The 22,253-nt window shown below is 61.4% G+C and carries 24 protein-coding genes; 9 read left to right on the plus strand and 15 right to left on the minus strand.

From position 1 onward, the window contains the following. Nucleotides 1-13 precede the first annotated feature (13 nt). From ACZRMO_RS16225 to ACZRMO_RS16250, 6 genes are all read right to left on the minus strand, one after another. The gene (locus ACZRMO_RS16225) at nt 14-1,357 is read right to left on the minus strand and encodes a sensor histidine kinase (protein WP_463973464.1); all 1,344 of its coding nucleotides are present in this window, start codon (nt 1,355-1,357) and stop codon (nt 14-16) included. Between the two features lie 68 nt (nt 1,358-1,425). Next, nucleotides 1,426-1,890 carry a Spy/CpxP family protein refolding chaperone gene (locus tag ACZRMO_RS16230; RefSeq protein WP_017737990.1) on the minus strand — a complete coding sequence of 155 codons (465 nt, stop codon included), beginning with the start codon at nt 1,888-1,890 and terminating at the stop codon, nt 1,426-1,428. Nucleotides 1,891-2,157: 267 nt separating this feature from the next. Further along, the gene (locus ACZRMO_RS16235; RefSeq protein ID WP_124524908.1) at nt 2,158-2,835 is read right to left on the minus strand and encodes a response regulator transcription factor; all 678 of its coding nucleotides are present in this window, start codon (nt 2,833-2,835) and stop codon (nt 2,158-2,160) included. 7 nt (nt 2,836-2,842) lie between these two features. After that, on the minus strand, nt 2,843-3,250 hold the full coding sequence (locus tag ACZRMO_RS16240) for an SH3 domain-containing protein (protein WP_463973465.1): 408 nt from the start codon (nt 3,248-3,250) through the stop codon (nt 2,843-2,845). Nucleotides 3,251-3,357: 107 nt separating this feature from the next. Continuing rightward, complete coding sequence (locus ACZRMO_RS16245; RefSeq protein ID WP_124524906.1) at nt 3,358-3,657, minus strand: YciI family protein; 300 nt, start codon at nt 3,655-3,657, stop codon at nt 3,358-3,360. Between the two features lies 1 nt (nt 3,658). Further along, on the minus strand, nt 3,659-4,255 hold the full coding sequence (locus tag ACZRMO_RS16250; protein ID WP_463973466.1) for a septation protein A: 597 nt from the start codon (nt 4,253-4,255) through the stop codon (nt 3,659-3,661). Between the two features lie 87 nt (nt 4,256-4,342). On the opposite strand from ACZRMO_RS16250, the gene ACZRMO_RS16255 reads away from it, so the two are divergent. The 8 genes from ACZRMO_RS16255 to arfB all read left to right on the plus strand — a co-directional run bounded on the left by ACZRMO_RS16255 (nt 4,343) and on the right by arfB (nt 12,405). After that, nucleotides 4,343-5,206, plus strand: coding sequence for a PHP domain-containing protein (locus ACZRMO_RS16255; protein ID WP_463973467.1), 864 nt, complete (start codon nt 4,343-4,345; stop codon nt 5,204-5,206). Between the two features lie 13 nt (nt 5,207-5,219). Further along, on the plus strand, nt 5,220-5,849 hold the full coding sequence (locus tag ACZRMO_RS16260; RefSeq protein ID WP_463973542.1) for an L-threonylcarbamoyladenylate synthase: 630 nt from the start codon (nt 5,220-5,222) through the stop codon (nt 5,847-5,849). Nucleotides 5,850-5,969: 120 nt separating this feature from the next. Next, on the plus strand, nt 5,970-6,668 hold the full coding sequence (locus tag ACZRMO_RS16265; RefSeq protein ID WP_177325347.1) for a segregation and condensation protein A: 699 nt from the start codon (nt 5,970-5,972) through the stop codon (nt 6,666-6,668). Nucleotides 6,669-6,680: 12 nt separating this feature from the next. Continuing rightward, nucleotides 6,681-7,601 (plus strand): SMC-Scp complex subunit ScpB, encoded by a 921-nt coding sequence (gene scpB / locus ACZRMO_RS16270; protein ID WP_463973468.1) that lies wholly within the window; start codon nt 6,681-6,683, stop codon nt 7,599-7,601. Nucleotides 7,602-7,906: 305 nt separating this feature from the next. Further along, nucleotides 7,907-9,115 (plus strand): 23S rRNA pseudouridine(2605) synthase RluB, encoded by a 1,209-nt coding sequence (gene rluB / locus ACZRMO_RS16275; RefSeq protein WP_305431118.1) that lies wholly within the window; start codon nt 7,907-7,909, stop codon nt 9,113-9,115. Nucleotides 9,116-9,768: 653 nt separating this feature from the next. After that, the gene (locus ACZRMO_RS16280; RefSeq protein ID WP_463973469.1) at nt 9,769-11,190 is read left to right on the plus strand and encodes an amino acid permease; all 1,422 of its coding nucleotides are present in this window, start codon (nt 9,769-9,771) and stop codon (nt 11,188-11,190) included. A 105-nt stretch (nt 11,191-11,295) separates the two neighbouring features. Beyond that, a complete protein-coding gene (locus ACZRMO_RS16285) occupies nt 11,296-11,979 on the plus strand; it encodes a pentapeptide repeat-containing protein (protein ID WP_463973470.1) in 684 nt (227 codons plus the stop codon). A 12-nt stretch (nt 11,980-11,991) separates the two neighbouring features. Beyond that, nucleotides 11,992-12,405 (plus strand): alternative ribosome rescue aminoacyl-tRNA hydrolase ArfB, encoded by a 414-nt coding sequence (arfB, locus tag ACZRMO_RS16290; protein WP_463973471.1) that lies wholly within the window; start codon nt 11,992-11,994, stop codon nt 12,403-12,405. Here the strand turns inward: arfB and ACZRMO_RS16295 are convergent. From ACZRMO_RS16295 to ACZRMO_RS16310, 4 genes are all read right to left on the minus strand, one after another. Then, a complete protein-coding gene (locus ACZRMO_RS16295; RefSeq protein ID WP_207040695.1) occupies nt 12,402-13,598 on the minus strand; it encodes an MFS transporter in 1,197 nt (398 codons plus the stop codon). The two genes, arfB and ACZRMO_RS16295, sit on opposite strands and share 4 nt — an antisense overlap. A 104-nt stretch (nt 13,599-13,702) precedes the next feature. Then, the gene (locus tag ACZRMO_RS16300; RefSeq protein WP_463973472.1) at nt 13,703-13,873 is read right to left on the minus strand and encodes a hypothetical protein; all 171 of its coding nucleotides are present in this window, start codon (nt 13,871-13,873) and stop codon (nt 13,703-13,705) included. A 75-nt stretch (nt 13,874-13,948) separates the two neighbouring features. Beyond that, the gene (locus ACZRMO_RS16305; RefSeq protein WP_256659200.1) at nt 13,949-14,077 is read right to left on the minus strand and encodes a hypothetical protein; all 129 of its coding nucleotides are present in this window, start codon (nt 14,075-14,077) and stop codon (nt 13,949-13,951) included. Nucleotides 14,078-14,237: 160 nt separating this feature from the next. Beyond that, nucleotides 14,238-14,549: an Mpo1-like protein gene (locus ACZRMO_RS16310; protein WP_463973473.1), complete on the minus strand. Its 312-nt coding sequence runs from the start codon at nt 14,547-14,549 to the stop codon at nt 14,238-14,240. A gap of 163 nt (nt 14,550-14,712) precedes the next feature. Here ACZRMO_RS16310 and ACZRMO_RS16315 point away from each other — a divergent pair, with 163 nt between their 5' ends. Next, nucleotides 14,713-15,771, plus strand: coding sequence for an AraC family transcriptional regulator (locus ACZRMO_RS16315; RefSeq protein WP_463973474.1), 1,059 nt, complete (start codon nt 14,713-14,715; stop codon nt 15,769-15,771). Here the strand turns inward: ACZRMO_RS16315 and ACZRMO_RS16320 are convergent. The 5 genes from ACZRMO_RS16320 to ACZRMO_RS16340 all read right to left on the minus strand — a co-directional run bounded on the left by ACZRMO_RS16320 (nt 15,728) and on the right by ACZRMO_RS16340 (nt 22,122). After that, nucleotides 15,728-17,182, minus strand: a complete 1,455-nt coding sequence (locus ACZRMO_RS16320) for a TrkH family potassium uptake protein (RefSeq protein WP_017737972.1) — start codon at nt 17,180-17,182, stop codon at nt 15,728-15,730. The two genes, ACZRMO_RS16315 and ACZRMO_RS16320, sit on opposite strands and share 44 nt — an antisense overlap. Nucleotides 17,183-17,441: 259 nt before the next feature. Further along, complete coding sequence (locus ACZRMO_RS16325) at nt 17,442-18,785, minus strand: imelysin family protein (protein WP_463973475.1); 1,344 nt, start codon at nt 18,783-18,785, stop codon at nt 17,442-17,444. Between the two features lie 127 nt (nt 18,786-18,912). After that, on the minus strand, nt 18,913-20,964 hold the full coding sequence (locus ACZRMO_RS16330) for a putative bifunctional diguanylate cyclase/phosphodiesterase (RefSeq protein WP_124524892.1): 2,052 nt from the start codon (nt 20,962-20,964) through the stop codon (nt 18,913-18,915). Nucleotides 20,965-21,190: 226 nt separating this feature from the next. Continuing rightward, nucleotides 21,191-21,373, minus strand: a complete 183-nt coding sequence (locus tag ACZRMO_RS16335) for a hypothetical protein (RefSeq protein WP_463973476.1) — start codon at nt 21,371-21,373, stop codon at nt 21,191-21,193. A 152-nt stretch (nt 21,374-21,525) separates the two neighbouring features. Then, nucleotides 21,526-22,122 (minus strand): superoxide dismutase, encoded by a 597-nt coding sequence (locus tag ACZRMO_RS16340; protein ID WP_016975406.1) that lies wholly within the window; start codon nt 22,120-22,122, stop codon nt 21,526-21,528. Between the last annotated feature and the right edge of the window lie 131 nt (nt 22,123-22,253).

Raw genomic sequence — 22,253 nt, forward strand, 5'->3', positions numbered from 1 at the left:
CTATAAGAGATCATCAGGTCGGTGTGACAACCCCAGGTTCCAGCGGCAGGTCGATGCTGGCGATAAACCCGCCGCCCGGGTGATTGGCCAGGAGCAGGCTGCCGCCGTGACGTTCGGCCGCGCGGCGCGCGATCGCCAGGCCCAGGCCGTGGCCTTGGGCGGTCTGGCCAGGGGCGCGGTAAAACGGTTCGCCCAACTGGTGCAGGTGCTCGGCTTCCACGCCGGGGCCGTGGTCGCGCACGCTGATCAGGATGCGCTCGCCCTGGCGCTGGGCATGCAATTCGATGGGGTGCTCCGGTGGGTTGAAGCGCTGGGCATTGCGCAGCAGGTTGTCCACGGCGCGTTCGATCATGGTCGGCCAGCCCTTGAGGTGCAGGTCGCTGTCGCCGCTCAGTAGCACCTTTTGCTCGGGTGCACTGAGCAGGGCGTCTTTTTGCAGGGCCTTGAGCAACGGGTCGAGATCGACGTCTTCGGCGCTGGCGTTGTCGGCATCGACGCGGGCCAGGACCAGGATTTCACTGATCAAGGCTTCGAGGCGGTCGCATTCACGGGTCAGGCGCGGCCAGAGTTTCTCCCGTTCATCGGGGCTGGCGCGCTCGGCCAGGGCCAGGGCGATGCGCAGGCGGGCCAGGGGCGAGCGCAGTTCATGGGAGACGTCGCGCAGCAGTTGGCGCTGGCTGCCGATCAGGCTTTGCAGGCGCGCGCCCATGCGGTTGAAGTCGGTGGCGAGCACGCCGAACTCGTCGCGACGGTTGGCCAGGCGTGCCAGGCTGTTTTGCTGGTAGGTGGCTTGGCCGAGGTCATGCACTGCGCCGCGCAAACGGCTCAAGGGGCGGGTGATGGACAGCGTCACCAGCAAGCTGAACAACGTCAGCACCACCAGGGCAATCGCCAGCGCACTCAACGGCCACAACAGGCTGCTGCGGTGCCAGGCGTCCAGTTCCGGGTGGGGGATGCGGTAGATCAGCAGGTAGGTGTCGCCGGTTTTCTCGCTGGTGTACTCGGCGGTCAGGCGGCGCCACGGCAGATGGCCGTCCTTGCTGTCATTTTGCCGGGCTTCGAACGCGGCCGAGCGCCGCGGGAACGTGCCGCGCACCACCGGCTCGCCGCTTTCATTGAGCACTTGCACGTCAATGTGGTACTGGCGCTTGCGCTGTTGCAACAACTCCTGGGCGGCATCTTCACCCTGGGATTCGTAGAGTTGCGCCCATTCTTCGGGCAGGTTGGCGAGGCCGGGGTGGCGGCTGAGAATCCAGCCGTCCTGGTTGAGCATGTGCCCAAGCAGGATCGACAACCCGGCAACCAGAGCGATGGCCAGCCAGAAACTGGCCAGGATCCGCCAGAACAATGAGCGCACAGGAAACCCTCAAACAGGAAAAGCCCAGTGGCGGTGGCCACTGGGCTGGAAGCGTTAACGCATGGGCATTATTGCGCTTTTTGCGGCTGTTGCGCTTTCCAGGCCTGGAATTCCTTCCACTCGGCACGGCGCTCGGCTTGTTTCTTGACGATCTCGTCGAATTTCTTCTGCTGATCGGGTTTCAGCACGGCGCGGATATCCGCCTGGGTTTTCTGCTTGCCGGCAGCGATCTCGTCCTGCATGGCTTTCTGCTCAGCGGCCGGGAGTTTGTCCAGGTACTTCTTGGTCAGGTCTTTGCGAGCGTGCCATTGGTCGCCCATCAGTTTGCCGATTTGCTCGCGCTGCTCTTTGCTCAAGTCCAGCTGGCTGAAGGGGCCGCCTTTGCCACGCGGACCGTGTTCACCGCCGTGGCCCGGGCCGCCCATCATGTGGCCTTCCGGGCCGCCCATCGGGCCGCGGCCGTCGGGCATTGCCGCCATGGCAACGGTTGGCAGGGCAGCGGCGAACATCAAAGCGATAAGGGTCTTGCGCATGGTGATTCTCCTGTCTCTATTCCGGTGAGTCCGGATGTAAGTAGATTACGGAGATGAAGGTCAGCGGCAGTCAGGGGAGCGTAAAGCTTGGGTAAAGAGGGGGTTGGAGGGAGCTGACAAAACCAGCAAGGCAGATGAGATCAAATGTGGGAGCGGGCTTGCTCGCGAAAGCGGTGGATCAGCCAATGAATATGTTGCCTGACACTCCGTCTTCGCGAGCAAGCCCGCTCCCACACAAGCCCGCTCAACAGGGAATAGTGTTGATGCTCAGGGGGCGTAGTAGTACCCACGGCTACGCAACGCCACGATCCGTGGCCGGCCATCCGGGTGTGGGCCGATCTTTTTGCGCAGGTTGCTGACGTGCATGTCCAGGCTGCGATCGTAAAGGGTCAGCTTGCGACCCAGGGCGATCTGCGCCAGTTCCTGTTTGTCCAGTGGCTCGCCGGGCTGGCGCAGCAAAGCTTCCAGCAGGCGGCTTTCGGAGACGGTGAGGGTGAATTCCTGCTCGTCGATGCTGACCACGCCGCGCACCGGGCTGAAGCACAGGTCGCCCAGTTCCATCTGCGTTGACACGGCGGCCGGGTGGCTGCGGCGCAGGACCGCGCGCAGGCGGGCGGTCAGTTCCCGTGGGTCGCAAGGCTTGGCCAGGTAGTCGTCGGCGCCGAGTTCCAGGCCGAGGATGCGGTCCAGCGGTTCGCCCCGGGCTGACAGCATCAGCACGGGCAAGTCCGGGTGATCGCTGCGCAACTGCTTGAGCAGCTCCAGGCCGCTGCCGTCGGGCAGCATCACATCCAGCACCACGGCGGCAGGCGCCGTGTCAGCCAGGGCTTTACGCGCGCTCAAGCCGTCATGGCAGGCGCGCACCTGGAAGCCTTCCTGGCTCAACCAACTGGTCAGCAGCTCACAGAGCTCCTGGTCATCATCTATCAGTAACAGCTCGCTCATGACTCACTCAATTTAGCCATTGTCGACGGCGACGGTGCCCACCGCTGGCGAAGATCCCGCACAGCAAGGCGATCAGTGCGACGGCCCCACCGGTGACAAACCACTGTTGTTGCTCGGTCAGCCAACGGGTCAAGGCACCGCCCTGTGTCTCTTTGAGTTGCTGGGACAGGCGTTGGTTCTCTTGGCGAAGGCGACTTAATTGCGCGCTTTCGCGGGCAGCCTCCGCGTTCTGCAGTTGCTTGCTCAGTTCTTCACGTTGCCGCTCGCTGTCTTTCAAGCGTTGCTGCAACTCGCTGATCTGGCTGCCGGCACTCAACGACAGGGGCGTCGAATTGCCGATGTTCGAGGTTTCTTCCGCGTGGGCCGTAGCCCCGATCATTAACACTGCCAACAGACACAACTGACGTAAGCGCATCGGAACTCCTGATTCCACACGAATATTCAGGACGTTGTCGGCAGGTTACCGAGAATAATGAGCAATTAGGTGTGTGCCGAGCGCAATCGGTCCGGCACAGGCTCGGGTCAAGGCAGGACTTGCTTGAACGGCTTGATCACGACGTCGGCATAAACGCCGGCGGCGATATACGGATCGGCCTTGGCCCAGGCCTGGGCGTCTGCCAGCGAGGCGAACTCGGCGACGATCAGGCTACCGGTGAAACCGGCGTCGCCCGGGTCATTGCTGTCTACGGCCGGGTGCGGGCCGGCCAGGACGAGGCGGCCTTCGGCTTGCAGCTGCTTGAGGCGCTCGACGTGGGCCGGGCGCACGCTCAGGCGTTTTTCCAGCGAGTTGGCGACGTCGGTGGCAATGATGGCGTAGAGCATGTCAGTCCTCGGTTTTTGGCGTGGTAGGGGCAGCGTCATGCAGGTGGCGCGACAGGTAGATGCCCTGGCCGACCAGGAACAACACGGTCATGCCCAGGCTGCCGAACACTTTGAAGTCGACCCAGTAGTCCTGGAAGGTAAAGGCCACGAACAGGTTGGCGGCGCCGCAGAACAGGAAAAACACGATCCAGGCGACGTTCAAGCGCGTCCACACCGGCTCCGGCAGGGTCAGTGCATGGCCCATGATCCGCTTGATCAGCAGGCGGTCACCGATGAAGTGGCTGCCGATAAAGACCAGGGCGAACAGCCAGTTGACCACCGGCGCTTTCCATTTAAGGAAGGTTTCGCTGTGGAAGGCCAGGGTCAGGCCGCCGAAGACCAGGCAGGCGACGAGGGTCAGCCATTGGCTTTTTTCCAGCTTGCGCTGGGAGATGAAGATGGCGCCGTAGACGACGATAGAACTGATGATCAGGACGGCGGTGGCGCTGTAGATGCCTCCGAACGACACCGGGTGACCGGCGATATCGATGACCCGGGGGTCGATTTTGGTAACGATGAAAAACAGCAACAGCGGGATGAAGTCGATGAATTGTTTCACAGTAAGAGCCAGAAGCTGGATGTGGCGGCATAATAACAAACATCCTAGGTAGCGAAAGCGCCAGCTGACTTGAGGTTACACATCCCCGTGAATGTTGATTTGCACTGCCACAGCACGGCCTCCGACGGCGCCCTGGCGCCCGCGGTACTGGTTGCGCGTGCGTTTGAAAAAGGCGTGCGAGTCCTGGCGTTGACCGACCACGACACCCTCGAAGGCCTCGACGAGGCTCGCGAAGCCGCGCATGCGCTGGGTATGCAGTTGGTCAACGGCGTGGAATTGTCCTGCACCTGGGGCGGCGCCACCATTCATGTGCTCGGCTACGGTTTCGATCAAACAGCTGCACCGCTGGCGGCCGCCATCGCCGCTTTGCACGATGGCCGCTGGCTGCGCTCCGAAGAAATCAGCCGCAAACTCAGCCTCAAAGGCATGCCCAATGCCCTCGACGGCGCCCGTGCGATCCAGCAGGAGCTCGGCGACAGTGGCAACGCGCCGGCCCGCCCGCACTTCGCCGACTGGATGGTGCGCGAGGGTTTCGTCAAGGACCGCGCCGAGGCCTTCCGCAAATGGCTGGGCGCCGGCAAGCTGGGTGACGTCAAGCAACACTGGCCGACCCTTGAAGACACGGTCGCGACCTTGCGCGCCTCCGGGGCCTGGGTCAGCCTGGCGCACCCGTGGCATTACGATTTCACCCGCAGCAAGCGTCGCAAGCTGATCAGCGACTATATTGGAGCAGGCGGCCACGCGATCGAAGTGGTCAACGGCCACCAGCCTGCCGAGCAGGTCGGCAGCCTGGCGATCCTTGCCCGCGAATTTGGTCTGCTGGTCAGCGCCGGCAGTGATTTTCATGGCCCAGGTGGGTGGTCCGAAATCGGCGAGTATCGCCAGGTACCTGAAGACCTGCCGCTCTTGTCGGGGCGATTCAAGCATGACCCCATTACTGCCACCGTCTGAACAGGTAGAACACGTGAGTCAATTCTTCCAGATTCACCCGGAGAACCCCCAGGCGCGCCTGATCAAACAGGCTGTGGAGATCATTCGCGCCGGTGGCGTGGTGATCTATCCAACGGACTCGTCCTACGCCATCGGTTGCCAGATCGGCGACAAGGGCGCGGTCGAGCGTGTACGACGCCTGCGTCAATTGGACGACAAGCACAACTTCGCGCTGATCTGCAGCGACCTGTCCCAGTTGGGCCTGTTCGCCAAGGTCGATACGGGCACGTTCCGCCTGCTCAAGGCGCACACGCCGGGGCCCTACACCTTTATCCTCAACGCCACCCGCGAAGTGCCGCGCCTGTTGCTGCACCCGAAGAAACGCACCATCGGCCTGCGGGTGCCCGAGCATCCCATCGCCCTGGCGTTGCTGGCGGAGCTGGGCGAACCGTTGATGAGCGTGTCGCTGATCATGCCCGGTGACACTGAGCCGCTGGAAGATCCCTACGAAATGCGCCAGCTCCTGGAAAAACAGGTCGACCTGATCATCGACGGTGGTTTCGGCGGCAACAAAGCCTCCACCGTGATCAACCTGGCCGACGGCGAGCCTGAAGTGATCCGCGTGGGTTGCGGTGACCCGGCGCCGTTCATGGTCGAGGCCTGAATGTCCGCCGTGGAAACCGTTGATCCCCAGGCCGGCGCCCAGCAGGAACTGCCGTTTGCCATGGTCTATGGCCAGGCGGTCATGGAGATGCCGCTGGATCTGTACATCCCTCCGGACGCGCTGGAAGTCTTCCTCGAAGCCTTCGAAGGCCCGCTGGACTTGCTGCTGTACCTGATACGCAAGCAGAACATCAACATCCTCGACATCCCGGTGGCGGAAATCACCCGCCAGTACATGGGCTATGTCGAATTAATGCAGTCGGTGCGCCTGGAACTGGCCGCCGAGTACCTGGTGATGGCCGCGATGCTTGCCGAGATCAAGTCGCGCATGCTGTTGCCGCGTTCGGAGACGGTGGAAGCCGAGGAAGACGACCCGCGTGCCGAACTGATCCGCCGCCTGCAAGAGTACGAGCGCTTCAAGGCCGCTGCCGAAGGTATCGACGGTTTGAGCCGCGTCGGCCGCGACGTGGTGGTGCCCAAGCTGGATGCCCCCGAGGCGCGCGCGCGCAAATTGTTGCCGGATGTGAGCCTGGAAGAATTGTTGATGTCCATGGCCGAAGTGCTGCGCCGTGGCGATATGTTTGAAAGCCACCAGGTCAGCCGCGAGGCGCTGTCGACCCGCGAGCGTATGAGCGATGTGTTGGAACGCCTCAAGGGCGGTGGGTTTGTGCCGTTTGTCGAGCTGTTCACTAAAGAAGAAGGGCGCCTGGGGGTGGTGGTGACCTTTATGGCGGTGCTTGAACTGGTCAAGGAATCCTTGGTCGAGCTGGTCCAGAATGAGCCTTTTGCGGCTATCCACGTGCGGGCGCGAGCCGAATAAAGAGCTGAATCGATGAATCTGACTGAACCCCGCGAACTGGCCCCGTTGCTGGAGGCCTTTCTACTGGCCTCGGGCAAGCCGCAATCCCTGGAACGCCTGTTCGAACTCTTTGAAGAGGCCGAACGCCCCGAGCCGCCGGTGTTCAAGAAGGCGCTGGAGATCCTGCGCAAATCCTGCGATGGCCGGGCCTTTGAGCTGCGGGAAGTGGCATCGGGTTATCGCCTGCAGATCCGTGAGAAATTTTCCCCTTGGGTCGGTCGCCTGTGGGAAGAGCGCCCGCAGCGTTATTCGCGGGCGATGCTGGAGACCATGGCGCTGATCGCCTATCGCCAGCCGATCACCCGGGGCGAGATCGAGGACGTGCGGGGTGTGGCGGTCAACAGCCATATCGTCAAGACGCTGCTGGAGCGTGAGTGGATTCGCATCGTTGGCTACCGTGACGTGCCGGGTAAACCGGCGATGTTTGCCACCACCAAGGTGTTTCTTGACCACTTCAACCTGAAAAACCTCGATGATTTGCCGCCGCTCGCCGAGTTGCGCGAGATGGAAGCCGAGCCGGTCCTCGACTTCGACGACGCGCCGGTGCCCGCCAGCCTGCAAGAGCTGGCCGACGCCAGCGCCGAGCCGGAAGAGCCGAAGGACGAAACCAGCTTTCATACGTTGCTGTTGGAACTGGACGACATGGAGCAGGGCATCAAGACTGACTTTGATGACTTGCTGCGTGATGGTGCTGTCGAGCCTGAGGCCCCGGAAAGTGCTGAGCCTGAACCCGAGCCTGAGCCTGAGGAAGACATCCTCGGCGTTGCCGAAGCCCGCGAAAAACTCCTGGCCGCTGTCGCCGCTCTTGAACAGCCGGCCTTGAGCGACGAAGAAGCGGAAGCCCGTGCGCTGGCCGAAGCCATCGAGGCTGAACGCCGCGAGTTTGAAGACTGACTCAATCTCACAAACACCGCTGAAACCCTTGTGGGAGCGGGCTTGCTCGCGAAAGCGGTCTATCAGTTGACTTAAGTGGTGACTGACACGCCGCATTCGCGAGCAAGCCCGCTCCCACATGTTGACCTGCTGTGGGCCACTGGTCGGCGCAAGGCAGGTGACTTTACCTTTATCGACTAGTCTGTGATGCGCAACGCCCGCCATACGCGTATGATTCGCGACCCTTCGCCGACCTCTTCGGCCAAGACCCCGCTTTCAACACTCTTCAGGCCACGCCTGAATCGACCCACCGGGAGGTGCTTAAGATGAACGACAAAGACCAGAACGACAGCCAGGAAATCGGCCCAGCAGGTGAAAAACTGCAAAAGGTGCTGGCGCGTATCGGCGTGGGCTCGCGCCGCGACGTCGAAGCCTGGATCACCCAGAAGCGCATCAAGGTCAACGGCGTCGAGGCCACCCTCGGCCAGCGAGTCGACCTGCACGATGCAATCACCATTGATGGCAAGGTCATCAAGCGTGAAGAGGCCGCCGAATCGGTGCGCCGCGTGATCATGTACAACAAACCAGACGGCGAGATCTGCACCCGTGACGACCCGGAAGGCCGTCCGACCGTGTTCGACAAGATGCCTAAGCCCAAAGAAGGCCGTTGGATCAACATCGGTCGTCTCGACATCAACACTACCGGCTTGCTGATGTTCACCACCGACGGTGAACTGGCCAACCGCCTGATGCACCCGTCCTACGAGATGGACCGCGAATACGCCGTGCGTGTACGTGGCGAAGTCGATGACGAGATGATCGAGCGCTTGAAAGCCGGCGTGGTGCTGGAAGACGGCCCGGCCAAGTTCACCGACATCAAGCAGGCGCCAGGCGGCGAAGGTTTCAACCACTGGTACCACTGCGTGGTGATGGAAGGCCGTAACCGTGAAGTACGTCGCCTGTGGGAATCCCAGGGCCTGGTGGTCAGCCGCCTGAAGCGCGTGCGTTTCGGCCCGGTGTTCTTGAACTCCGACCTGCCGATGGGCCGCTGGCGCGAAATGAGCCAGTACGAAGTGGACATCCTCAGTGCCGAAGTCGGCCTGACGCCAGTGGCCATGCCGCAGATGAACGCCAAGAGCAAAGACAAGCTTGAGCGTATGCAGCGTAAATCGTCGCGTCCTGTCGCCCGCACCGAGCGCGTTGCACGTACCGTGCGCCCGGCGCTGGATGCACCGGCCACTGGCGGGCGTATTTCCCGTCAGCCGCACATCGAAGGCGAGCGTCGCCCAACCGCGCCATCGCGCCAGGAAGGCGAACGTGCTCCACGCACGCCGCGTCCGGCCCCGGCCGGTGGTCGCAGCAACCGTGGTGAAGCCGAGCGTCCAGCCGACAACGCCAGCACCAAGCGTCCAGCCAAGCCCGCGGCGAACAAGCGCCCTGGCCCGAAACTGGTCGCGGACGAGCCATCGGGCAAGCGCCGCGGCGCTCCGGCCGGTTCGGGTCAGCGTCCTGGTTTTGGTCGCAAGAAGCCTTAAAGGCAGCGGCTAGTTTTTAGCGGCAAGCTGCAAGAAACAACGCCAACCCTCGGGTTGGCGTTTTTTTTGGCTTTGAATCTGAAATGCGATGACACCTGTGGATGCGGGCTTATGTGGATGCAAGCTTATGTGGGAGCGGGCTTGCTCGCGAATGCGGTGGACCAGTTATAGATGTGTTAGCTGACACACTGCATTCGCGAGCAAGCCCGCTCCCACACAAGCCCGCTCCCACAGGTGATCTCCAGTGTCTGTAACGTCTGCATTCCGCTCCGTAACGAATAGTTTACGACTTGGTGGCGTGTTTATTGGGGTAGGGAAAGTTGTAAGGATTACCTGACAGTTCTGATCCTTGACGACAAGGCTCGGCCTAAAGCTTGTCTGCGTGTACAATCCGCCGCGTTTTACTGTGACCCCCCTTGCGTACCCACGCAAAAGGCCAAGACCCAGGGTTTGCCTACCCTGATCACTCCGCCTGGCCACGAGCCGGACGGGTTCGATTTCGTCACAGATAAAAACAAACAGGTGACGCATGACCGATATAAACACGCTGTATTCCTGGTGCCTGCGCTGGGGTTTGAGCGGCGCTGCTTGAGTCGAGATTCGAGCGAGCGACGTGCATTCAACATCATCAAACCTTGCGTGAGATCCTTTTCATGAGTGGACCCCATTCCTCTTCAGGCGAGCTGAAACGCGGCCTGAAAAATCGTCATATCCAGTTGATCGCCCTCGGTGGCGCCATCGGTACCGGCCTGTTCCTCGGCTCGGCCGGGGTGCTCAAATCCGCCGGACCGTCGATGATCCTGGGCTATGCCATCTGCGGCTTTATCGCCTTCATGATCATGCGCCAACTCGGCGAGATGATCGTCGAAGAGCCGGTGGCCGGTTCCTTCAGCCACTTTGCCCACAAGTACTGGGGCGGTTTCGCCGGCTTCCTGTCGGGTTGGAACTGCTGGATCCTGTACATTCTCGTGGGCATGTCGGAGCTGACGGCTGTCGGCAAATATGTGCACTACTGGTGGCCGGAGATCCCGACCTGGGTCTCGGCGGCGGCGTTCTTCGTGCTGATCAACCTGATCAACCTGGCCAACGTCAAAGTCTTCGGTGAAGCCGAGTTCTGGTTTGCGATCATCAAGGTGGTGGCCATCGTCGGCATGATCGCCCTGGGCAGCTATTTGCTGGTCAGCGGCAGTGGCGGCCCGCAAGCCTCGGTGAGCAACCTGTGGGAACACGGTGGCTTCTTCCCCCACGGCGTGGGCGGCCTGGTAATGGCCATGGCGATCATCATGTTCTCCTTCGGCGGCCTGGAAATGCTCGGTTTCACCGCTGCCGAGGCTGACCAGCCACGCACGGTGATCCCGAAAGCGATCAACCAGGTGATCTACCGCATCCTGATCTTCTACATCGGCGCGCTGGTGGTGCTGCTGTCGCTGACCCCGTGGGATGCGCTGCTGACCACCCTCAATGCGTCCGGCGATGCCTACAGCGGCAGCCCGTTCGTACAGGTGTTCTCGATGCTGGGCAGCAACACGGCGGCGCACATCCTCAACTTCGTGGTGCTGACGGCGGCGCTGTCGGTGTACAACAGCGGCACCTACTGCAACAGCCGCATGTTGCTGGGCATGGCTGAACAGGGCGATGCGCCCAAGGCGCTGGCGAAGATCGACAAACGCGGCGTGCCGGTGCGCTCGATCCTCGCTTCGGCGGCGGTCACCCTGGTGGCGGTGCTGATGAACTACCTGATCCCGCAACACGCGCTGGAACTGCTGATGTCCCTGGTGGTGGCCACGTTGGTGATCAACTGGGCGATGATCAGCTTCTCCCACTTCAAGTTCCGCCAGCACATGAACCGCACCGGCCAGGTGCCGCTGTTCAAGGCGCTGTGGTACCCGTACGGCAACTATGTCTGCCTGGCGTTCGTGGCGTTTATCCTGGTGGTCATGCTGATGATCCCGGGGATCCAGGTGTCGGTGTACGCGATCCCGGTGTGGGTAGCGTTTATGGCGGTGTGTTACTGGGTCAAGAACAAGCGCAAGGCGCAGGCAGCCTTGAGCACAACCGGAACGGTTCTGGAGTAAGAACCTTCCCGTAAACAGAAAACCCGGCGCTTTGCGGGGTTTTTTGTTGGCGTTGACGGGTTAGACTCGCGCCTCGTTTTAATTTGATACAGGCTCGGAGGCTCCATGCACCACACCGACATCGACGGCGGCACCCTGCAACGCTCTGACCTGGAAGACCTGATCGACCAGCACAGCGGCCCCTTGCGCCTGATCGGTGTGGACCTGAGCGGTGCCGACCTGTCGCGCATGGTGCTTGATCACTGGATCTTCGAACGCTGCATCCTGGTCCAGACCTCTTTCCTCGGCGCCCGCCTGGAAGGCACCCAGTGGAAAAGCTGCCGCGCCAGTCTCGCGATATTCGAAGCGGCCAACCTGCTGGAAGCGCAGTTCCACAGCTGCGACCTGAACAACACCCGCTGGCAGCGCAACAAACTGCCCCAGGCGAGTTTCGAGCACTGCAAGTTGACCGGTGCCAACTTTACCCACTGTGCATCCCTGGGCCTGAGTTTCAGCGAGACCCGGCTCAACAGTGCCTTCCTGTCCGGGTTGTCGTTTGCGCGCACTGTGCTGAATAACCTGGATTTCTCCGATAGCGATTTGTCGGATGCCGACTTTCGCAAGGCTGAATTGATCGACTGCAGCCTCGCCCACGCCCGTATCAACGGTGCCAACTTTGCCGGGGCCGACCTGCGGGGCGCGGATTTGAGCGGGTTTCGCCTCAATGATGCCAAACTGTTCAAAGGCGCCGTGATTTCCAAAGCCCAGGCGTCGATGTTGTTGTCCGAGTTGGGCTTGTCCGTTGCCTAGGGTTTTTGATTGATGCTGGTGATTTCCAACAATGTGCAGCTGCCGGATGCCGAGATCGAGCTGACCGCGATTCGCGCCCAGGGCGCCGGTGGGCAGAACGTCAACAAGGTGTCGAGCGCGGTGCACCTGCGTTTTGATATTCCGGCGTCGTCGTTGCCGGAATTCTACAAGGAGCGGCTGCTGGCGCTGCGCGACAGCCGTATCACCAGCGAAGGCGTGCTGGTGCTCAAGGCCCAGCAATATCGGACCCAGGAGCAGAATCGCGCGGATGCGCTGGAGCGCCTGGTGGAGCTGATCCTCAGTGCCATCAAGGTCGAGAAGAAGCGCCGTCCGACCAAGCCCACCCTGGGCTCGAAAAAACGTCGCCTGGAGTCCAAGACCAAGCGCGGCACCATCAAGGCCGGGCGCGGCAAGGTCGACTTCTAGTCGCCGCGCGCTTCGCGGGCCTTGGGCGCTTGCCGGTACAGGTAGACGCTCAGCAGCAACCCACCGAGGGCGGCGAGGGCGGCGAACAGGAAGATCGACGCAAAGCCGAAGCCTGCCGCAACCGCCCCGGCCAACGGGCCGGTAATCCCCAGCGACAAGTCGATAAACAGCGAGTAAGCCCCCACCGCCGAGCCACGGCTGGACGCTGGCACCAGGTTGACCGCTTCGACGCCCAGCGCCGGAAACACCAGGGAAAAGCCAAACCCGCTCAACGCTGCACCGGCCAGGGCCAGGTTGGCGTCCGGCGCCAGCCACAACAGCAGCAGGCCGAGGATTTCCACGGACAGGCAGGCAATCGCCACGCGAAAGCCGCCGATGCGGTTGATCAGGTTGCCAAACAGCAGGCGTGCGCCGATAAAACTCGCGCCGAACAGGCTCAGGGCCCACACGGCGTTGTCCCAGTGCTGGGTGGTGTAATACAGGGTGATAAAGGTGGCGATGGTGCCGAAACCGATGGAACCCAGCGCCAACGCACAACCGTGGGGCAGCACGCGGCCCAGCACATTCATGAAGGGCAGGCGCACGCCGGCGACGATGGGCGCGGGTTCCTTCTTCCAGGCCAGCAGCAAGCCGATGATCGCCAGCAAGATGATGCTGACGCCCATGCTCCACAGCCCGAGATGGCTGACCAGCAGCACCCCCAGCGGCGCGCCGACGGCCAGGGCGCCGTAGCTGGCGATACCGTTCCAGGAAATGACCTTGGCCGTATTGGCCGCGCCGACGCGACCGATGCCCCAGCCGATGGCGCCCGAGCCGACCAGGCTCTCCGCGCTGCCCAAGACCAGGCGACCAATCAACAGGCTGCCCAGGCTGACGGCCGGTAGGCTGGCAAACCACGCTGCCAACAGCATGAACACGCCGCTCAAGCCGCAGCCCGCCAAACCGATCAGCACCGCGCGCTTGCTACCCAGGTTGTCGATGATTTTGCCAGCGTACGGGCGGCTCAGCAGGGTGGCCAGGTATTGCACGCTGATCACCAACCCGGCGATCACGGCGCCGTAGCCAAGCGTACTGTGGACATAGCCCGGCAATACGGCGAGGGGAATGCCGATATTCAGGTAGCCGATAAAGGTGAACAACACGATGGAAACAACTTGCAGCGTGACCGCCATGGGGCGCTGGGTATCTGGCATGGGAGAGGTCCACAGTCGCAGCAGGTAAAGATAGGCTGCTAATGATACCGGTGGTTGGGCTCGCGCAGGGTGGTAAATCGCAAAATCGTCAGATCAAAAAGACGTCAGGGTTGGGCGGGGGCGAGCAGTTGAGTGGTAACCAGGGCGGCCAAGGCGTTTTCCTGGGTACCGAAGCGCTTGAGCAGCACGGCTTGTTTCTCCGCGCTGAGGCGGTTCCATACGTCGACCATCTGCAAGGCAGCGTCGAGCACGGCGGTGTCTGGGGTGTCGGTCATCAAGGGGTGTCCGGGTCTGTTCAGGCAGTGTGGAAAGCGCTCAAAGCTGCGCTTTCCACACGGTCTGGTACGGCGTCAGTCCTGGCTTTCGCTGTCGACTGGTTTGGCTTCTTTGGCCTCAGGCTGCTTGTCGCCGGCCTGCTGCGGTGTTGGCTGCTCAGTTTCGTGCAGGCTTGGGAAGGGGAGATTAGGTATCTCGTGCATCGTCGTCGCTCCTCGCAAGGTCTGTTTTTTTCAATCGCAGGTGATTCCGCGCTCTCAAAAAGCCTTGGCAGGATACAGCACTGCAAATGACAAAAAGAATTTTATGTAGGCGGATGGCTGAACTTTCATTCTTTAACGCAAGTGACATGAGGTCACAGGTCTAGAACGGCACCTTGCCGAGGATCATGTCGCGATACATCACGAAATCCCCCAATAAGCTGTAGAACGGGTGTTTAAACGTCGCGGGACGGTTCTTTTCGAAGAAGAAGTGGCCGATCCAGGCAAAGCTGTAGCCGGCAACGGGTATGGCCAGCAGCAAGCCCAACGAACCGCGACCAATGGCGTAGGCGAGGAGGCCAATCACCAGCGTGGTGCCGATAAAGTGCAGGCGTCGGCAGGTGCTGTTGCCGTGCTCTTTTAAGTAGTAGGGGTAGAACTCAGCGAAGCTATTGAATTGCTTGACGTTTTCCACGGTGGCCGGCCCTTTGATTGTTGTGCCGCCCAACAGATGTTCGGCGGGGAGCTTATTTGAGTCTAGAGTGATCAGTGGTAACAGCCAGTGACAATAGATGCCACTTTAGTATCCTTGGCATTCCTGGCTGCCGTTTTAAGCCTGCTTACATTAAGAAGACGCCATGAGCGAACGAACAACTTCTGCAAGCTGGGCGATGGGGATAGTCAAGGCACTGGAGATGGACGGCCTGGATTGCCGCGCCCTGTTCAAGCAACTGGGCCTGGACTACAGCGCCCTGGATGATCCCGATGCGCGGTTCCCGCAAGACTCCATGACCCGCCTGTGGCAGCGAGCGGTGGAGCTGTCGGGCAACCCGGCGATTGGCTTGAATATGGGTAAAGTGGTGCGCCCTGCGTCGTTTCATGTGGCGGGGTATGCGCTGATGTCCAGCAACACGCTGGCCGAAGGCTTTATGCGCCTGGTGCGTTACCAGCGGATCATTGCGGAAAGCGCCGACCTGAGTTTCCGCCTGTTACCCGAAGGCTATGCGCTGATTCTGACGGTGCATGGCGATCATCTCCCACCGACCCGGCAGAGTGCCGAAGCTTCGCTGGCCAGTGCCTTGGCCCTGTGCGGCTGGCTCACCGGGCGCACCCTGCAACCCCGTAAAGTGCTGTTGCAAGGTGATCAGCCCGAGGATCTGGCGCCCTATAAACAAGCGTTCCATGCCCCCCTGGAGTTCAACGCGCCGTACGACGCGCTGATCTTCGAGCGCGCCGATATGGATGCGCCGCTGCCCACCGCCAACGAAGCCATGGCGCTGTTGCATGATCGGTTTGCCGGAGAATACCTGGCACGTTTCTCGGAAAGCCGCGTGACCCACAAGGCGCGCCAGGTGCTGTGCCGCCTGTTGCCCCAGGGTGAGCCCAAGCGTGAAGTGGTGGCCCAGACCCTGCACCTGTCCCAGCGCACCTTGCAGCGGCGTTTGCAGGAGGAGGGCACCAGCTTCCAGACCTTGCTTGACGACACCCGTCGCGAACTGGCCGAGCAATACCTGGCGCAGCCGAGCATGACCTTGCTGGAAATTGCCTACCTGTTGGGGTTTGCCGATCCGAGTAACTTCTTCCGCGCGTTTCGTCGCTGGTTCGATGCCACGCCCGGCGAGTACCGGGCGCGGTTGCTGGAAGCGACGGCGATCAGTGGCGCCAAAACGCCGGAATACACAGCACAAACACTGTAATGATCTCCAGTCGGCCCAGCAGCATGCCGAGGGACAGGATCCACTTGGCGGCGTCCGGCAGGCTGGCGAAGTTGCCGGCCGGGCCGATGGTTTCCCCCAGTCCCGGGCCGACGCCGGACACGGTGCTGGCGGCGCCGGTCAGCGCGGTCATCCAGTCCAGGCCGAGCAGCGACAGGGCCAGGGCGATGGCGCAGATGGTGATAGCGAAGAAAAACGAGAAGGTCAGGATCGAGCGCACGATTTCTTCGTCGAGACGGTGGCCGTTGTACTTCTGCTTGATCACTGCGCGGGGGTGAATCAGTTGGTTCAAGTTGGCCTTGAGCAGGATGTAGGCGACCTGGAAGCGGAAGATCTTGATCCCGCCGGCCGTGGAGCCCGAGCAACCGCCGATAAAGCCCAGGTAGAAAAACAGCATCAGTGAGAAGTTACCCCACAGGCTGTAGTCCCCCAGTGCGAAGCCGGTGGTGGTGACCACCGAGGTCACGTTCAGCGCCACGTGGCGCAGGGCGTCCAGCCAATGCAGGTTGGTGGTCCACCAGTACCAGGTGCCGAGCACCAGCCAGGTCACCAGCAGCAAGCCGAGCAAACCCTGCACCTGCTGGTCCTTGATCAATGCCTTGCGGTTGCCGCGCAACGTGGCCACGTACAGGGTAAACGGCAAGCTGCCGAGGATCATCACCACCACGGCGACCCAATGCACCGCCGGTTGTTTCCAGTGGGCCAGGGACTCATCGGAGGTGGAAAAACCGCCGGTGGAAATCGCCGACATCGCGTGGTTGATCGCATCGAACAACCCCATCCCGGCCCACCAGAACGCCAGGCTGCCAAGAATGGTGATGCCCACGTACGCCGCCACGATCAGCCGCGCCACCATGTGCGAGCGCGGCATGACCTTTTCCGAGCGGTCGGAGGATTCGGTCTGGAACAGGCGCATGCCACCGATGCGCAGCAGCGGCAGAATCGCCACCGCCATGCCGATAAAGCCGATGCCCCCCAGCCAGTGCAGCAGCGAGCGCCACATCAGGATGCCCGGGGACATGCTGTCCAGCCCGCTCAATACGGTGGAGCCGGTGGCGGTGATGCCGGACATGCTTTCAAAAAACGAGTCGGTGTAGCTGATGTGCTGGGTCAGCAGGAACGGCAGCGCGGCAAAGATGCACACCACCACCCAGCTGGTGACGGTCAGCAGGTACATGTCCCGTGGCCGCAGGTGTACGTGTTCAGGGCGCCCGGGAATGACCAGGGCCAGGCCGGCGAGAAAGGTGATCATGCTGGCCCACAGGAACGACGGCAGGTCTTGGGTGCGTTCGAAGATCACCAAGGTGGCCATGGGCACGACCATGGCGATCGCGAGGGTGATCAGGAAGATGCCGATGATGAAACCGATGATGCGTAGGGTCGGCAACGCCATGAGTGAACTCGGGTATGTGGGAGTGGCGTCATTCTACCTGCGGTGCAGGTCTTGTAAACCGGCCCCTTCAGGCGATACGGAGCAAATGTGGGAGCGGGCTTGCTCGCGAATGCGGTGTATCAGTCACTGGATATTTGGCTGACCCACCGAATTCGCGAGCAAGCCCGCTCCCACATGGGTTTTGTGGTGTTTGAACGAGTGTGGAAAGGCGTGCATAAAAAAGGCGACCCGAAGGTCGCCTTTTTCAACTTGGCACTGATCAGAACTCGTGATCAGCGCTATCCGGGTTCAGGTCGCTGATACCCAGCTTGCCCGCAGCGGCTTCGATCGAACCGGTCTGCTTGACCAGGGCGGCGATGGCGTCGCGTACGATCTGGTTGCCCGCATCGTTACCGGCGGCGATCAATTGGTCGTAGTGCTCACCTTTGCCAGCGTGATCAACCATGACCTGGATCTTCGCTTCGGTCGCCGCCAGGTCAGCCTTCAATGCGCTGTCGGCAGCCGGGTCGGCCTTGGCCACCAGGGACGACAGGCTGGCGCCGGTCATCTGGGTACCGTCGGTGCGGGTGTACTCGCCCTGGTAGACGTTGCGGATGCCCTTGGCGTCGTAGAAGTGCGAGTTGTGGGTGTTGTCGCTGAAGCAGTCTTGCTCGTCTTCCGGCGAATTGGCTTCCAGGGACACCTTCATGCGCTCACCGGCCAGCTCGCCGAGGGACAGGCTGCCCATGCCGAACAGCATTTTGCGCAGGCCGTCGGTGGCAGGTTCTGCCTCCAGGGTGGCGCGGTAGTTGTCGGCGACGTTTGGCTTCCAGTTGCCGACCATTTCTTCCAGGTCGCTGACCAGCAGTTGGGTCACGGCGCTCAGGTAGGCGCGGCGACGCTCGTTGTGGCCGCCAGTGGCGCCGTCGCCGGTCAGGTAGTCCGACGCTGGACGGTTACCGGCGCCAGGGCCGGTGCCGTTGAGGTCTTGGCCCCAGAGCAGGAACTCGATGGCGTGGTAGCCGGTGGCAACGTTGGCTTCGGAACCGCCCAGCTCATTGAGGCTGGCGAGTTTTTCCGGGGTGATTTCCTTCACATCGACTTTGTCTTCGCCGACCTGGATCTCGGTGTTGGCGATAATGTTGGCGGTGGCGCCCGGGTTGCCCAGGGCGTGTTCGTAGGACTTGTCGACGTAATCGATCAGGCCTTCGTCCAGTGGCCATGCGTTCACCTGGCCTTCCCAGTCGTCGATGATGGTGTTGCCGAAGCGGAACACTTCGCTCTGCAGGTACGGCACGCGGGCGGCAACCCAGGCGGCGCGGGCGGCTTTCAGGGTTTCGTCGCTTGGCTTGGCGAGGAACGCGTCGATCGCGGTTTGCAGGGTTTTTGCGGTGGATTCGGCGTCGCTGTAGACCGCGAACACCATGTCAGCGTAATGCGCGACCACAGCCTTGGCGGCGGCTTCGTCAACCTGGCCGGCAGGGGTGGCAGCCGCTGGAGCGGTAGTGCTGGCAGCCGGGGTCGGCGCCTGTGGCGCGGCGGCCTTGTCTTTACCTTCGCCGCAACCGGCGAGAGAAATGGCAATGGCCAGCAGACTGGCGGTGGCCAGGGGCATACGAATCATGGCGAACATCCTGCTTCGGTTGTTGATAGGGCGCGCGGGGGGAGCGCAAAACTGCGACATAATGCGAAAGATTTGCATTTTGTGTAAAGGCTTAAACGCGGGAAATATTCAGTATCGTTTTCCCGGTTCAAAGAATCGCGGCGTTATTGCGCTCGGACTGTTTCAAAAAAGCCGCCAACTCCCGGGCCGGCAGCGGTTTGCTGTAGTGATAACCCTGCCCCTCGTGGCAGCCCTCGGAGATGATGTACGCCTCCTGTTCGGCGGTTTCCACGCCTTCGGCGATCACCTGCATGCCCAGGCTTTTGCCCAGCTGAATGATGGCCCGCACGATGGTGGCATCGTCGTCGTCATCCAACAGGTCCTGGACAAAGCTCTTGTCGATCTTGATCTTGTCCAGCGGCAGGCTTTTCAGGTAGCTGAGGGATGAATAGCCGGTGCCGAAGTCGTCGATGGCGATCAACGCCCCGGAGCGGCGCAGGCTCAGCAGGTGTTGGGCGGCGGTGCTGATGTCTTCCATCAGGCCGGTTTCGGTGACTTCCAGCTCCAGGCTGCGGGGTGGCAGGCGGTAGATCTGCATCAGATTGTTGACCACCCGCGGCAACTCGGTGTGGTGCAACTGCACGGTGGACAGGTTGACCGCCATGCGCAACTCGGTGAAACCCTGGTCGTGCCATTCGCGCAACTGCCGGCAGGCCTGGTCCAGCACCCATTCGCCAATCGCAATGATGGTGCCGTTCTGTTCGGCCAGCGGGATGAACAGGTCGGGCGGCACCAGGCCGTGCTCCGGGTGCTGCCAGCGGATCAGTGCTTCGACGCCCACCACGCGATGCTCGCGGTAGCTGATCTGCGGCTGGTACACCAGGTGAAACTGGTTGCGGCTCAAGGCGTCGCGCAGGTCTTTTTCCAGTTCGCGGCGACGGCGCATTTCGCTGTCCACGCTGGCGATATAGAACTGGTAGCGATTGCGCGAGCGGCTCTTGGCCAGGGTCATGGTCTGCTCGGCTTTTTGCAGCAGTTTCTCGGTGCTGTCGCCGTCTTCCGGGAACAAGGTGATGCCGATGGTGGCGCGCAGGCGGATCTGCTCGTGGTCGAGGGCGAACTCGGCTTCCAGGTCATCGAGGATGCTTTGCGCCAGTTCGGCGGCTTCGTACGGCTGGTCGATGTCGGCCTGCACCAGGGCGAACTGGTCGCCCCCCAGGCGGGCCAGGGCGCCGAGGCGGCCACTGTGGGCGCGCAAACGGTCGGCCAGGGCCAGCAGCAGTTGGTCGCCAGCCTGGTAGGTGAACTGCTCGTTGACGCTTTTGAAGTCGTCCAGGCCCACACACAGTACCGCCACGCGGCGTTGCCGGCGGCCCGCATCGATGAGGATCTTGTCCAGTTGCTCCTGCAACTTCTGGCGATTCGGCAAGCCGGTCAGGAAGTCGTACTGCGCCATGCGCCGCAGGCTGCTTTCGGCCTCGTGACGCAGGTGGGTGTTGCGTTCAATGGATTCGAGCAACTGGTTGGCGGTGTTGATCCACAGTCCCAGTTCATTGCGCTCATGGCCCTTGAGTTGGGGGATCTTGTGTTCGCTGGGGCGGTCCGGGTTGATCGACGTCAGGTGTTCGATAATCCGCGATAACGGCTTGGTCAGCAGCCAGTGGTAGACCAGGTACAACACCAGGCCCATGGCCAAGGCGCGCAGCACCCCGGAGATAAAGATGATCACCGAGCTGACAATGAAACCCTTGCCGTATGTAGCGGTGTCGAGGGTGATGCTCAGGTCGCCGTAATACTCGCTGTAGGGGCCTTTACCCACCAATGCCGTGGTGAACGTGCGTTCCTGGCCCAGAATCAGGTCGGTCAGCCAGCGGCTGGGGGATTGCTGCAAGGCGCGGCTTTTTTCCGCGAGCATGGTTTCGTTGGGGTGGCCGATGGACGCCATGCGCACGGCGTCGTCCTGAAACAAGCCCTCGATGACCTGCATGCCCATCTCGCGGTCAAGGCTGTAGACGGCCTGGGTCGAGGGGTCGCGGAACATGTCGAGGATGCGCTGGGCGTCGCTGGCCACGGCCTGGCGCGTCTTATAGGCGTCAAACACGATCTGCGCCACGCTGAGCGCCACACCCACGACCAATGCCGACAGCAGCACGACCCGTAGCAACTTCACCGACAAGCTGTTTTTGAGTTCCAGCTTCAAAGGGTTATTCCTTGTTCCATGCGGGTAGCCTCAATATGCCATGAGTATTGGCAATCTCGTGATGGCAGTCAAAGGGACATTGGGGTACCGGCGCAATTGAGTTTTTGGCGCGAGGGGCTGGGGAGGCATCAAGAAGGGGCGGTGCGTGTCGGAGGGGGTCAAGGCACCAAGGCCTGGTGGGTGAGAAGACCGGGCGGGCCGGCCTTCCTGGGTGAGGCGTGCGGAGTCAGTCGTAAGTAATCTGAACTTGTGATTGCGCCCCGGTATCTCCGGCTTTTTGTCCTGCGTCAGACATGTTGTTCAACAGTTGTCCTGCCATGTCCATGGCACCCTTTGCCAGATCCATGCCTTTATCAAGAAGGCCTGAAACCATGGGTACTGCACCTACCGCCATCGAAATAGGATCCATAGTGATTCTCCACATTTGATTAAGAGGTCTATTCCTCCCGCGACTGAGTGGAGATGTTTCCAGAATGAGTTCCACGATTCTTCGTTCGTTGTGTGAAATTACGCGCAAAAAAAACCCGGCAATCGCCGGGCTCTTTTTACTGCAAGCGTTGCTTAGGCAGTGAAGGTCTTGCCTTCGAACTGCTCAGCCACGAACTTCCAGTTGACCAGGTTCCAGAACGCTTCCACATACTTTGGACGCACGTTGCGGTAGTCGATGTAGTAAGCGTGTTCCCAGACGTCGCAGGTCAGCAGCGGGGTATCGCCATTGGTCAGCGGGTTGCCGGCACCGATGGTGCTGGCCAGGGCCAGGGAACCGTCAGCCTTTTTCACCAGCCAGCCCCAACCGGAACCGAAGGTGCCGACGGACGTCTTGGTGAACTCTTCCTTGAACTTGTCGAACGAACCGAACGCAGCGTTGATGGCTTCAGCCAGCGCGCCGGTTGGTTGACCGCCGGCGTTTGGCGCCAGGCAGTTCCAGTAGAAGGTGTGGTTCCAGACCTGAGCGGCGTTGTTGAAGATGCCGCCCGAAGAAGACTTGACGATCTCTTCCAGGGTCTTGCCTTCGAACTCGGTGCCTGGCACCAGGTTGTTCAGGTTCACGACGTAGGTGTTGTGGTGCTTGTCGTGGTGGAATTCCAAGGTTTCCTTGGAAATGTGCGGCTGCAGGGCATCGTGTGCGTAGGGCAGCGGCGGCAATTCGAAAGCCATGATGATTCTCCTAATCAGGTCAGTTGCGGTGAGCGCAAGGCCGATCACGGGCGGCCAAACAAGCGCCGGGGAGTTTGTACTCTTTGCGGCGCAGGGGCAGGATCATAGCACCGGGGGTGCGGCAAAACCAC

It is taken from the genome of Pseudomonas sp. B611 (assembly GCF_055407965.1).

Excerpts from the sequence above, each read along its gene's own strand:
- ACZRMO_RS16230 (WP_017737990.1), bottom strand. The coding sequence starts at position 1,890 with ATGCGCAAGACCCTTATCGCTTTGATGTTCGCCGCTGCCCTGCCAACC.
- ACZRMO_RS16235 (WP_124524908.1), bottom strand. The coding sequence starts at position 2,835 with ATGAGCGAGCTGTTACTGATAGATGATGACCAGGAGCTCTGTGAGCTG.
- ACZRMO_RS16240 (WP_463973465.1), bottom strand. The coding sequence starts at position 3,250 with ATGCGCTTACGTCAGTTGTGTCTGTTGGCAGTGTTAATGATCGGGGCT.
- ACZRMO_RS16245 (WP_124524906.1), bottom strand. The coding sequence starts at position 3,657 with ATGCTCTACGCCATCATTGCCACCGACGTCGCCAACTCGCTGGAAAAA.
- scpB (WP_463973468.1), top strand. The coding sequence starts at position 6,681 with ATGAATCTGACTGAACCCCGCGAACTGGCCCCGTTGCTGGAGGCCTTT.
- rluB (WP_305431118.1), top strand. The coding sequence starts at position 7,907 with ATGAACGACAAAGACCAGAACGACAGCCAGGAAATCGGCCCAGCAGGT.
- ACZRMO_RS16280 (WP_463973469.1), top strand. The coding sequence starts at position 9,769 with ATGAGTGGACCCCATTCCTCTTCAGGCGAGCTGAAACGCGGCCTGAAA.
- ACZRMO_RS16285 (WP_463973470.1), top strand. The coding sequence starts at position 11,296 with ATGCACCACACCGACATCGACGGCGGCACCCTGCAACGCTCTGACCTG.
- arfB (WP_463973471.1), top strand. The coding sequence starts at position 11,992 with ATGCTGGTGATTTCCAACAATGTGCAGCTGCCGGATGCCGAGATCGAG.
- ACZRMO_RS16295 (WP_207040695.1), bottom strand. The coding sequence starts at position 13,598 with ATGCCAGATACCCAGCGCCCCATGGCGGTCACGCTGCAAGTTGTTTCC.
- ACZRMO_RS16300 (WP_463973472.1), bottom strand. The coding sequence starts at position 13,873 with ATGACCGACACCCCAGACACCGCCGTGCTCGACGCTGCCTTGCAGATG.
- ACZRMO_RS16305 (WP_256659200.1), bottom strand. The coding sequence starts at position 14,077 with ATGCACGAGATACCTAATCTCCCCTTCCCAAGCCTGCACGAAACTGAG.
- ACZRMO_RS16315 (WP_463973474.1), top strand. The coding sequence starts at position 14,713 with ATGAGCGAACGAACAACTTCTGCAAGCTGGGCGATGGGGATAGTCAAG.
- ACZRMO_RS16320 (WP_017737972.1), bottom strand. The coding sequence starts at position 17,182 with ATGGCGTTGCCGACCCTACGCATCATCGGTTTCATCATCGGCATCTTC.
- ACZRMO_RS16325 (WP_463973475.1), bottom strand. The coding sequence starts at position 18,785 with ATGATTCGTATGCCCCTGGCCACCGCCAGTCTGCTGGCCATTGCCATT.
- ACZRMO_RS16335 (WP_463973476.1), bottom strand. The coding sequence starts at position 21,373 with ATGGATCCTATTTCGATGGCGGTAGGTGCAGTACCCATGGTTTCAGGC.
- ACZRMO_RS16340 (WP_016975406.1), bottom strand. The coding sequence starts at position 22,122 with ATGGCTTTCGAATTGCCGCCGCTGCCCTACGCACACGATGCCCTGCAG.